Origin of the sequence: Pseudomonas sp. (assembly GCF_026224925.1) — a bacterium.
Classification (GTDB): Bacteria; Pseudomonadota; Gammaproteobacteria; order Pseudomonadales; family Pseudomonadaceae; genus Aquipseudomonas.
In genome coordinates this window covers 1-11,600 of sequence record NZ_JAMFRV010000646.1, presented here as the reverse complement: position 1 = coordinate 11,600, position 11,600 = coordinate 1, and the positions used below count along the sequence as shown (strand labels likewise).

The following is an 11,600-nucleotide window of genomic DNA, read 5'->3' as shown; positions in this document are numbered from 1 at the left end:
GTCTCGATGATTGACCCCGGCGCGGTGCATCATGCCGGTCATGCGCGCAACTTCTGCGATCAAGGCATGCTTGAGGTGTATTTCAGGAGGCTGTTCACGCCAATGGATACTGAAATCTTCCAGACTTACGGTCGGCGCTAGTTCCTCAGTGACGATAAAAGAATGCTGCGACGCCGGGTTATTGCCGCGCTCGCCATAGGCCACGGCCGTCATGGTTGGCACACCGACTTCGTGCAGGCGCTTTATCGCCCTCCACTCCTGCCCTGCCCCCAGCACTGGAAGCTTGGCGGTGACCAGATTTTTCGCCACTTCACGCCAGCCGATGCCGCGGTGGATCTTGACGAAATAGCCTCGACCTTCGACTTCGGTACGCAGCGTGCGCCGACCTTCGAGTTCGCGGTAAACCAGCCCGTCCAGCGCCTCGACTTCAACGAAGGCATCGCGCCCGTTCCACAGGCTTTCGAACGGTTCAGCGAGAATCAACTTCATCCGTGGTGCTCCGCCAGAATCACATCGGCCGCGTGCTGCGGCATGCTGTAAAGATCCGCCGTATCGGCGAAGACCAGACCGTGCTGGCTCCAGGCTGCGCGCGCCGAATCATCGGCGAGCATGGTAGCCAAGTATTGATTGAGCTGTGCCTGTTCGAACGGATCGTCCAGCACCCGCCCGCAGTCAGCCTCAGCGATGTAGTGCGCATAACCACACACGGCGCTGACCAGCACTGGCAAACCGGCAACCAGCGCCTCAAGCAGAACAGTGCCCGTGTTTTCGTTGTAAGCCGGATGAACCAACAGATCAGCACCCATCAGGAAGCGCGGGATATCGCTGCGACCCTTGAGAAACTGCACCTGCTCGCCAATGCCCAAGGCGGCGCTTTGGACCTGAAATACTTTGGGGTCGTCCTGGCCGATTACAAAGAGCCGCGTGCGTTTTTTCAGCTCCGGCGGTAACGCAGCCACTGCTTTGAGGCTGCGATCTACGCCCTTGGTCTTGAACCCGGAGCCAATCTGCACCACCAGCAAATCATCGTCAGCCAAGCCAAACTCCTCTCGGAACTCGGCACGAATCTGCGGCGCATTGGCCGGCGCCCGACGGTCAAGACTGATACCAGGCGGCAACAAATGAAAGCGTTCCGCCGGGGTGTCGTAGTGTTTGACGAACAGCGGCTGCTGGACTTCGGAAATCATCAATACGTCGGTTTTTGCGCCTTTGGCGAACACTGCTCGTTCATAGGCCGCGAAGTGTCGGTAGCGACCCCAGCGGCGATACAACGCATTGCGCAGGTTTTGTGCCTTGTCTTCAAAACAGCCATCGGCGGCGTAGTACACGTCCAGACCGGGCATTTTATTAAAGCCGATTAGACGGTCCACGGGGCGCTTGGCCAAATCGGCTTCGACCCACGCCGTGAGTTTTTCGTAGCGCGTGTGGTTGAACAGTGCCTTGACCGGCACCATCACCACGTCGAAACCGGGGGGCACGTCGCCTTCCCACGTCAGGGTGTAGACGCGAATCTGGTGACCGCGTTGCTGGCACTCCAAGGCAATGCGCATGAAGTCGCGCTGCAGGCCGCCAAACGGGAAATACTTGTACAGTACAAAAGCCAATTGCATCAGCTGGATTCCTTTGCCAGCAACAGCGAGCCCAATTGGCTCGCTACTCGCTCGGGATTCAAACGAGTGAAGCACAACGGCCACTCGCGATTGAGATCAAAACGACGCTGTTCTTCAGCGGTCGGGCGATAAGTACATTTTTTTTGCAGGCACGGCGCGCACGGGAAGTCGCTGGCGATATGGACCTGTGATCGACCGTAAGCACCGGTCAATACAGGGTCAGTCGGACCAAACAGTGACACGGTCGGCACGTCCAACGCGGCTGCCAGATGGCCGAGCCCAGTGTCCACCGCCACACAGGCTTGAGCGACAACCAACACCCGCGCCATACCGGCCAGATTCAGCTTGGGCAGCACCACGACGTTATCGAGGCCATAGGCAATGCGCTCGGCACGGGCCAGCTCCGCAGGGTTACCCCACGGCAAACGCACCTGCAAGCCGCGCCCGACCATAATTTCAGCCAACTGCCGCCAATAGAGCTCGGGCCAATGTTTGGTGTCCCAGGTGGTGCCGTGCAAAAACAACACGAACGGCGCATCAACCGGTGCGTCTATCAAGCGTGAGCAATCCAGGCCGTAATCACCGATATCGTCCGGGACTTCATAACCCAAGGCTTGCGCGAACAACAACCGCGAGCGCTGCACCGCATGTTGCGCGGGATTGACCGGAAAATGCCGGTCATAAAATCGGCTGGCCAACGGCTCGCGGGCAGAGAGTTTATCAAGGCCCACAATCGGCGCTTTTACGTAGCGGGTCAGCCAGGCACTTTTCACAAGCCCTTGAGCGTCGATCACCAGGTCGTAATGGGTGTCGCCCAAGCGCTTCTTCAAGCCGCGCCACTCGCCGCCCTTGAACGTTTGCCAGAGGTTTTTACGCCAGCGGCGGATAGCCACCGGAATCACATCTGCCACCGCAGGGTGCCAAGACGGAATCTCGGCAAAATTCTCTTCCACCACCCAGTCGAACTGAATGCCTGGCAACGCACGCGCCGCGTCGGTCAACGCTGGCAATACGTGAATCACATCCCCCATCGAAGAGGTTTTAATCAATAGTACCCGCAAGCTACACAAAATCAGGAAACCTCGACCGGTGTGCCGCCCAGACGCTCAAGCGCCTCGACCACAGGTTTGGGCTCAAGCAGCCGCAGACAGTTGTAGTGGCCGAAACGGCAGGTGCGATCGAAGCAAGGGCTGCATTCGATGCCCAACCGGACGATTTCGACGTGTTCAGCCAAAGGCGGAGTAAACCCTGGAGAGGTGGAACCGTACACCGCCACCAGCGGACGATTAAGCGCCGCAGCCACGTGCATCAGCCCCGAGTCATTGGAGACGACAGCGTCAGCGCAAGACATGAGGTCGATCGCTTCGGCCAGCGAGGTTTCACCGCAGAGGTTGACGGACTCTTCGCGCAGGCCTGGAATCAGCCGATCACGAATGGCTTCGCCCACCGGATGATCCTTTTTCGAACCGAACAACCAGACCTGCCAACCCTCACGGACCTTGGCTTCGGCAACTTTAGCGTAATGCTCGGAGGGCCAACGCTTGGATTCGCCAAACTCGGCACCGGGGCACAGCACAAGCACGGGACGATCAAGGCTCAAATCAAATTTTTGCAACGCGACGTCTCGGGTAGCCGCATCGATTTGCAGGGTCGGACGTGGGTAGGGCCGAGGGATGTCGGCACCAGAATCATAAGCCAGCGCCATGAACCGCTCAATCATCAGCGGATAGCGTTGTTTGTCGAGGGTGCGCACGTCGTTGAGCAGCCCATAACGAAACTCGCCCCGCCAGCCAGTGCGCTTGGGGATGCCGGCAAAAAACGGCACCAACGCTGATTTCAGCGAGTTCGGCAGCAGAATCGCCTGGTCGTATTGCCCCACCAGCGACTTGCCGATCCGCCAGCGGGTTGCTAACTCCAACGCGCCGTGGCCGAGCGGAAAGCTCAAGGCCTTGCGCACCTCTGGCATGCGCTCAAGGATCGGCCGACTCCACTCGGGCGCCAGCACATCGATTTCACACTGGGGATAACGCTGTTTTAGGCACTGGAACAGCGTTTGCGCCATCACCATGTCGCCGACCCAGCTTGGCCCTACGATCAGAATTCTCATGCGTAATCCAAAAACCACCAGAAACGATCAGGGAGGCTAGCCAGGTTGTTGTGCATTGCCACACAACCTGACGCCTCCCTGTCATAGCTACTAAGAACGCCCCTGTCGGCGTGCCATTGCGATACTTAGCTCAAGCCCAACCTCGCCCAGATCCGCAACACTTCCCGTCGCTCGGCGTGAAATTGATCACCGCTAACCACCCCAGCCTGCTTCTGCAGGGCCTGACGGTGAGCGGCTGAACGGTAGGCTTTATAGGCCTCACGTAACAACTCGGCGTCCGCATCGGACATTAAACCGGCGCGCTCCAACCCTTCGAGAATACGGATGTTATCGGTGTAACGCAGCAGCTCCGGATGCTCACAGGACCATGCCAAGGCGGCGTATTGCACCATAAATTCGATATCGACGATACCACCGGCATCTTGCTTGAGATCGAACGGCGCAGTGGCTTCAAAGGCGTTCGCCGCCGTTCCGGCAGCCGTCGCCTTACTCCCGAGGTTATCGCGCATCTTGGCGCGCATCTCGCTGACCTCGGCCCGCAGCGTCGGCAGATCACGCTCCCGACCCAAGACAGCGGCGCGGACCTGCTCGAAATCTGCCCCCACTTCCTGACTGCCCACCAATACCCGAGCACGCACCAGCGCCTGATGCTCCCAGGTCCACGCTTCGTTCTGTTGATAGCGATTGAATGCGCCGATAGAACTGACCAACAACCCTGACGCCCCAGACGGACGCAGGCGCATGTCGACCTCATACAACTGCCCCGAGTTGGTCTGAGCGGTCAGAAGGTGAATGATCCGCTGCCCCAGCCGGGTGAAAAATTGCGCGCTGTCGATAGGTTTGGCGCCGTCGGTTTCCGCTTGTGGGTCGCCGTCATGAATAAACACCAAGTCCAGATCTGAACCATGGCCCAACTCGATGCCACCGACTTTGCCGTAACCCACGACAACAAAGCCAGGATCACACAACGTGCCATCCGATCGCATTGGCGTACCGTGCTTCGCTACCGTATGCCGCCAAGCCAACGCCATCACTTGTTGCAGAATCGCTTCCGCCAGCCAGGTGAGGTAGTCGCTGACTTTCATCAATGGCAAGTTGCCGCTGATCTCCGAGGCTGCAACCCGCAGGCTGTGCGCCAACTTGAAATGGCGCAGGGCTTCCATCTGTTGCTCAAGGTCGTCTTCCGGGATACGCATCAGCCGCTCGCGCAACTCTGCCGCCAGCTCGGGCGCAAGGGGTGGGCTGAACAGACGACCTTCGTTCAGCAACTCATCCAGCAGTAACGGGAACCGTGCGATTTGTTCGGCGATCCATGGGCTGGCCGCACACAGCGTCAGCAAGCGACGCAAAGCGCTGGGGTTTTCGGTGAGCAGTACCAGATACGCCGAACGTCGAGCCACCGCCTCAACCAATGGCAGCACGCGCTCCAGCACCAAGTCCGGATTGCTATGTTCCACCGCCTGGGCCAATAGCCGAGGAATAAACGCATCCAGACGCTCACGTCCCAGCCGTTGCATGGCGCGCAGCTGTGGGCTGTTACGCAAACCAGACAGGCATTTCAGTGCCTTAGTGGCATCGGTGAATCCCCCTTGCTCCAATTGTCGGCAAGCAGCCTCTTCATCTTGCGACTCTTCCCACAACGGCAGCCATTCGCCGCCCACCACGAGTTCGCTGTTTTCGGTGCCATCTTCTTCATCCGGGTCGGCGATCACCTGGCGGAAGTGCCACGCGACCCGGCCGCGCCAATACATCAAGCGCTCATGAAAACTCGCCCAATCGGCAAAACCCAGCATGAACGCAATACGTGCCTGATCAGCTTCACCGTCCGGGAGCATTTGCGTCTGACGATCAGCAATGGCCTGGATCGCGTGCTCGGTGTAACGCAAAAACTCATAACCCTCGCGCAACTCGCGAATCACCGCAGTCGGCAGGTATCCCTGCCCTTCCAGTGTGTTCAGCACTTTCAGCAATGGCCGTTGTTGCAAGCTGAGGTCGCGCCCTCCGTGAATCAGTTGGAAGGCCTGGGCAATAAACTCGACTTCACGAATGCCGCCAGCGCCGAGCTTGATGTTGTCAGCCATGCCTTTGCGGCGAACTTCCTGTTGGATCAGCTGCTTCATGGTGCGCAGCGCATCGATGGCCGAAAAATCCAGATAACGCCGATAGACAAAAGGCCGCAGCAGGTCAAGCAACTGCGCACCCGCCACCTGATCACCGCCGACGACCCGGGCCTTGATCATGGCGTAACGCTCCCAGTCGCGCCCCTGATCCTGGTAATACTGCTCCAGCGCATTAAAGCTGAGCACCAAAGCGCCGGACGAGCCGTAAGGCCGCAGACGCATATCAACGCGAAATACGAAGCCGTCCACGGTGATTGGGTCCAGCGCCTTGATCAACCGCTGGCCTAACCGGATGAAGAATTCCTGGTTATCGATCGAACGCTTAACGCCTTGGGTTTCACCGCCTTCTGGATAGCCGAAGATCAAATCGATGTCCGAAGAGAGGTTAAGCTCCACAGCCCCCAGCTTGCCCATGCCGAGGATCACCATTTGCTGCTGCTCGCCGCTGCGGCGCCCCATGGGCGTGCCGAATTGCTGACAATGGCGCACGTACAGCCATTGATAAGCCAGATCGATGCAGGCGTCCGCCATGTCCGACAGGTCGCGGCAAGTTTCTATAAGGTCGGCCTGTCGGGTCAAGTCACGCCAGACAATGCGAACTTGATGCCGGCTACGCTGTCGACGCAACAGGCGGCCCACATCGTCTTCGGATTCGGCTGACAGTAATGCGGCGGCTATTTGTTCGCGCAACTCACCCACGGTAAAACTGCGATCCAATTGCCCCGAGTCCACCAAGTCCAGCAGCATTTGTGAGTCACGAGAGGTTTGCTCTGCCACAAAGTCACTGGCCGCGCATACGCGATCGAACGCTACCCGGCGGGACTCGGGCCACGCGTCAAGTTGCGCCAATGCGGCGTCGGACAAAGCCGTCGCGTTGCTACGTAAAGTCTGTTGCGCACGACCGACAAACGGCAGGAGGATGGCCGGCAGTTCGGTCAGTATAGGGAGGCTCATGGTCTATCCTTGGTCGGCGTGAGAAACGGCCGCCGGGGTGACAAGAAGAAATGCACAACCGGCAGGATCGTCGAACAAAAGTTATAAATAGCTGAAAAAACGCATTTGTTGGCAGCCAGCATCAAGTTTTAACCTGTTAGAGTTCGCTTCGCAGTCACAATATCGATTTATCTCACAACGCAGCAGGAGCTGAACTCGCGCTCTTCTGTAGTTTTACTACTAAGGCATACAGCCCAAAAGCTGAAATGGCCGACGATTTGTAGTAAAACTACACGACGCCGGTACAACCTCCGGTCATCCAAGAATTTATGTCGTCTGCCCACAAGGCCAGTCGCAAACTCAGGCAACCGATTCTGGAAGCCTTTCCGCCCTGGAGCAAGCCATGCAAGACCTCGATCCCGTCGAAACCCAGGAATGGCTGGACGCCCTGGAATCGGTTCTCGACAAAGAAGGCGAAGACCGCGCTCACTATTTGATGACCCGTATGGGTGAGCTAGCCACCAGAAGTGGCTCACAGCTGCCGTACGCCATCACTACGCCGTATCGCAACACGATTCCCGTTACCCACGAAGCACGCATGCCTGGCGACCTGTTCATGGAACGCCGCATTCGCTCGTTGGTGCGATGGAACGCTTTGGCCATGGTGGTCAAAACCAACCTGCACGATCCCGACCTGGGCGGTCACATTTCCAGCTTCGCCTCCAGCGCGACGCTGTATGACATAGGCTTCAACTACTTCTTCCAGGCACCGACCGACGAACACGGCGGCGACCTGATCTACTTCCAGGGTCACGCTTCGCCGGGCGTTTATGCCCGTGCGTTCATGGAAGGCCGGATCACCGAAGACCAGATTAACAACTTCCGTCAGGACGTTGATGGCAAGGGTCTGTCGTCCTACCCGCATCCGTGGTTGATGAAAGATTTCTGGCAGTTCCCGACTGTATCCATGGGCCTTGGCCCGATCCAGGCGATCTACCAGGCACGCTTCATGAAGTACCTGGAGCACCGCGGTTACATCCCTGAAGGCAAGCAGAAAGTATGGTGCTTCCTTGGTGATGGCGAGACCGATGAGCCGGAATCCTTGGGCGCAATCTCCCTGGCCGGTCGCGAAAAACTCGACAACCTGATCTTCGTCGTCAACTGCAACCTGCAACGTCTCGACGGTCCAGTTCGCGGCAACGGCAAGATTATCCAGGAACTCGAAGGCGTGTTCCGTGGTGCTCAATGGAACGTGACCAAAGTTGTTTGGGGCCGTTTCTGGGACCCACTGCTGGCCAAAGACGTCGACGGCATCCTGCAACGCCGGATGGACGAAGTCATCGACGGCGAGTACCAGAACTACAAAGCCAAAGACGGCGCGTTCGTTCGTGAACACTTCTTCAACTCGCCTGAACTCAAGGCTATGGTTGCTGACCTGTCCGACGACGAAATCTGGAAGCTCAACCGCGGTGGCCATGACCCGTACAAGATGTATGCGGCCTACCACCAGGCGGTCAACCACAAGGGTCAACCGACCGTGGTTCTTGCCAAGACCATCAAAGGTTATGGCACCGGCGCCGGTGAAGCGAAGAACACTGCGCACAACACCAAGAAAGTCGACGTCGACAGCCTGAAAAGCTTCCGCGACCGTTTCGACATTCCGGTCAAAGACGACCAACTGGACGCTCTGCCGTTCTTCAAACCTGAAGAAGGCAGCGCCGAAGCCCGTTACCTGAGCGAGCGTCGTGCCGCACTCGGCGGTTTCGTACCGCAGCGTCGCGCCAAGAGTTTCAGCTTGCCGACGCCGCCGCTGGAAACCCTCAAAGCGTTGCTTGACGGTACTGGCGACCGCGAAATCTCCACCACCATGGCCTTCGTGCGAATCTTGTCGCAACTGGTCAAGGACAAAGAGATCGGCCCGCGCATCGTTCCGATTATCCCGGACGAAGCCCGTACCTTTGGTATGGAAGGCATGTTCCGTCAGTTAGGCATCTACTCCTCCGTCGGCCAGCTCTACGAGCCAGTCGATAAAGAACAAGTGATGTTCTACCGCGAAGACAAGAAAGGCCAGATTCTCGAAGAAGGCATCAACGAAGCAGGCGCCATGTCCTCCTTCATCGCTGCCGGTACGTCGTACAGCAGCCACAACCAGCCGATGATTCCGTTCTACATCTTCTACTCGATGTTCGGTTTCCAACGGATCGGCGACTTGGCCTGGGCCGCTGGCGACAGCCGCACCCGTGGCTTCCTGGTTGGCGGCACGGCGGGTCGTACCACGCTCAACGGCGAAGGCCTGCAGCACGAAGATGGTCACAGCCATATCCTGGCCTCGACGATCCCGAACTGCCGCACATTCGACCCGACTTACGGCTATGAACTTGCGGTGATCATCCGTGAAGGCATGCGCCTGATGTTCGAAGAGCAGCAGGACGTTTTCTACTACCTGACCGTGATGAACGAGTCCTATGCGCACCCGGCCATGCCGGCGGGTTCCGAGGCAGGCATCATCAAGGGCATGTACCTGCTGGAAGAAGACACCAAGGAAGCGGCGCACCACGTTCAGCTCATGGGCTCGGGCACCATCCTGCGTGAAGTACGTGAAGCGGCGAAGATTCTGCGCGAGCAGTTCAACATCGGTGCAGACGTTTGGAGCGTTACCAGCTTCAACGAATTGCGTCGCGATGGCTTGGCAGTAGAGCGCAGCAACCGTCTGCACCCAGGTCAGAAACCGGTCCTGAGCTACGTAGAAGAATGCCTCACTGGCCGTAAAGGTCCGGTGATCGCATCGACTGACTACATGAAGCTGTTTGCTGACCAGATTCGTCAGTGGGTACCAACCAAGGAATACAAAGTTCTGGGCACTGACGGTTTCGGCCGCAGTGACAGCCGCAAGAAGCTGCGTAACTTCTTTGAAGTTGACCGTCACTTCGTGGTGCTGGCTGCTCTGGAAGCCTTGGCTGATCGCGGCGATATCGAACCTAAAGTAGTGGCTGAAGCCATTGCGAAGTTCGGCATCGATCCTGAGAAACGCAACCCACTTGATTGTTAAGAGTCTGTCTCAAGATCGCATAGGGCGCTGACAAGAAGCGCGCAACGGCTGACGATGCGGAATTTACCTCGGTAAATGAGCATCCGACGCTGTTTTCGGCGCAACCCAATACAGCGCAGTCGAGAGTGAACAGGTTCTCCGAAGGAGAGACATTGTGAGTGAGCTAATTCGAGTACCCGACATCGGCAACGGTGAAGGTGAAGTCATTGAATTGATGGTCAAGGTCGGCGATCGCATCGAAGCCGAACAAAGCATTTTGACGTTGGAATCGGACAAGGCGAGCATGGAAATTCCTGCTCCCAAAGCCGGCGTCATCAAAAGCATGAAAGTGAAACTGGGCGACCGCCTGAAAGAAGGCGACGAGCTGTTTGAGCTGGAAGTCGAAGGTGAGGCTGCTGCACCTGCCGAGGCGGCTCCTGCTGCTGCGCCGGTTGCGGCCGCGGCTCCGGAAAAAGCTGCGCCTGCACCGGCAGCGGCTGAACCGGTCGCCGCTGCGCCTGACGCTGCCGCCAGCGAAACCGTCCAGGACATTCACGTTCCTGATATCGGTTCGTCAGGCAAAGCCAAAATCATCGAAGTGATGGTCAAGGTCGGCGACACCATCGAGGCTGATCAATCACTGATCACCCTCGAATCCGACAAAGCCAGTATGGAAATCCCGTCGCCGTCTGCTGGCGTCGTGGAAAGCATCATCATCAAGCTGGACGATGAAGTCGGCACCGGCGACCTGATCCTGAAATTGAAAGTGGCCGGCGCAGCAGCTGCACCTGCTGCACCAGCACAAGCGGCGGCACCTGCTGCGGCTCCGGCCAAGGCTGAAGCGGCAGTGCCTGCGCCTGCGGCGAAAGCTGAAGCGGCACCTGCTGCTCCGGCACCAGCACCCGCTAAAGACGGCGCCAAGGTTCATGCTGGCCCGGCGGTTCGTCAACTGGCCCGTGAATTCGGCGTTGAGCTGAACGCAGTCGGCGCAACCGGTCCACACGGTCGCGTGCTCAAGGAAGACGTGCAAGTTTACGTCCAGGCCATGATGCAAAAAGCCAAGGCTGCTCCGGCTGCCGGCGCTACTGGCGGTGCGGGCATTCCGCCGATTCCGGTTGTCGACTTCAGCCGTTATGGCGAAACCGAAGAAGTACCGATGACGCGCCTGATGCAACTTGGCGCGGCCAGCCTGCATCGCAGTTGGCTGAACATTCCACACGTGACTCAGTTCGATCAGGCTGACATCACCGAACTGGAAGCTTTCCGTATCGCGCAAAAAGCCGTTGCAGAGAAAGCCGGCGTCAAGCTGACCGTCCTGCCGTTGCTGCTCAAGGCCAGCGCTTTCCTGCTCAAGGAACTGCCGGACTTCAACAGCTCGCTGGCACCAAGCGGCAAAGCAATCATCCGCAAGAAATACGTGAACATCGGCTTTGCCGTGGACACGCCGGAAGGTCTGCTGGTCCCGGTGATCAAGAACGTCGATCAGAAAAGCCTGCTGCAATTGGCGGCAGAAGCGGCTGAACTGGCTGAAAAAGCCCGCTCTAAAAAGCTGTCTGCGGACGACATGCAAGGCGCGTGCTTCACGATTTCCAGCCTCGGGAACATTGTCGGCACCGGCTTTACGCCAATCGTCAACGCGCCGGAAGTGGCGATCCTTGGCGTGTCCAAGGCAACTATCCAGCCAGTCTGGGACGGCAAAGCCTTCCAGCCGAAACTGATGCTGCCTTTGTCACTGTCCTACGATCACCGCGTAATCAACGGTGCTGCGGCTGCACGCTTCACCAAACGCTTGAGCGAGCTGC

The 11,600-nt window shown here is 58.2% G+C and carries 7 protein-coding genes; 2 read left to right on the top strand and 5 right to left on the bottom strand.

Annotated elements, in window-relative coordinates; all coding sequences use genetic code 11:
• The 5 genes from rfaP to glnE form a co-directional block, all read right to left on the bottom strand.
• A partial coding sequence (rfaP, locus tag M0974_RS26840) for a lipopolysaccharide core heptose(I) kinase RfaP (RefSeq protein ID WP_297844286.1) occupies positions 1–489 on the bottom strand: 489 nt, incomplete at its 3' end.
• Positions 486–1,610 carry a glycosyltransferase family 4 protein gene (locus M0974_RS26835; RefSeq protein WP_297844284.1) on the bottom strand — a complete coding sequence of 375 codons (1,125 nt, stop codon included), beginning with the start codon at positions 1,608–1,610 and terminating at the stop codon, positions 486–488. The genes rfaP and M0974_RS26835, both read right to left, overlap by 4 nt.
• Positions 1,610–2,671 (bottom strand): lipopolysaccharide heptosyltransferase I, encoded by a 1,062-nt coding sequence (waaC, locus tag M0974_RS26830; protein WP_297844281.1) that lies wholly within the window; start codon positions 2,669–2,671, stop codon positions 1,610–1,612. The genes M0974_RS26835 and waaC overlap by 1 nt, the downstream gene beginning before the upstream one ends.
• A gap of 11 nt (positions 2,672–2,682) precedes the next feature.
• Entirely contained in the window at positions 2,683–3,717 is a 1,035-nt protein-coding gene (gene waaF, locus M0974_RS26825) for a lipopolysaccharide heptosyltransferase II (RefSeq protein ID WP_297844279.1), read from the bottom strand.
• 125 nt (positions 3,718–3,842) lie between these two features.
• Positions 3,843–6,791, bottom strand: coding sequence for a bifunctional [glutamate--ammonia ligase]-adenylyl-L-tyrosine phosphorylase/[glutamate--ammonia-ligase] adenylyltransferase (gene glnE / locus M0974_RS26820; protein ID WP_297844277.1), 2,949 nt, complete (start codon positions 6,789–6,791; stop codon positions 3,843–3,845).
• Positions 6,792–7,173: 382 nt separating this feature from the next.
• On the opposite strand from glnE, the gene aceE reads away from it, so the two are divergent.
• Both aceE and aceF read left to right on the top strand, forming a co-directional pair.
• Entirely contained in the window at positions 7,174–9,819 is a 2,646-nt protein-coding gene (aceE, locus tag M0974_RS26815) for a pyruvate dehydrogenase (acetyl-transferring), homodimeric type (protein ID WP_297844275.1), read from the top strand.
• Between the two features lie 154 nt (positions 9,820–9,973).
• Positions 9,974–11,600, top strand: a 1,627-nt coding sequence (aceF, locus tag M0974_RS26810) for a dihydrolipoyllysine-residue acetyltransferase (protein WP_297844272.1), incomplete at its 3' end; no start/stop codon positions are given.

What these genes read in the sequence shown, in the direction of transcription:
- M0974_RS26835 (WP_297844284.1), bottom strand. Translation starts at nt 1,610, where the DNA reads ATGCAATTGGCTTTTGTACTGTACAAGTATTTCCCGTTTGGCGGCCTG.
- waaF (WP_297844279.1), bottom strand. Translation starts at nt 3,717, where the DNA reads ATGAGAATTCTGATCGTAGGGCCAAGCTGGGTCGGCGACATGGTGATG.
- glnE (WP_297844277.1), bottom strand. Translation starts at nt 6,791, where the DNA reads ATGAGCCTCCCTATACTGACCGAACTGCCGGCCATCCTCCTGCCGTTT.
- aceE (WP_297844275.1), top strand. Translation starts at nt 7,174, where the DNA reads ATGCAAGACCTCGATCCCGTCGAAACCCAGGAATGGCTGGACGCCCTG.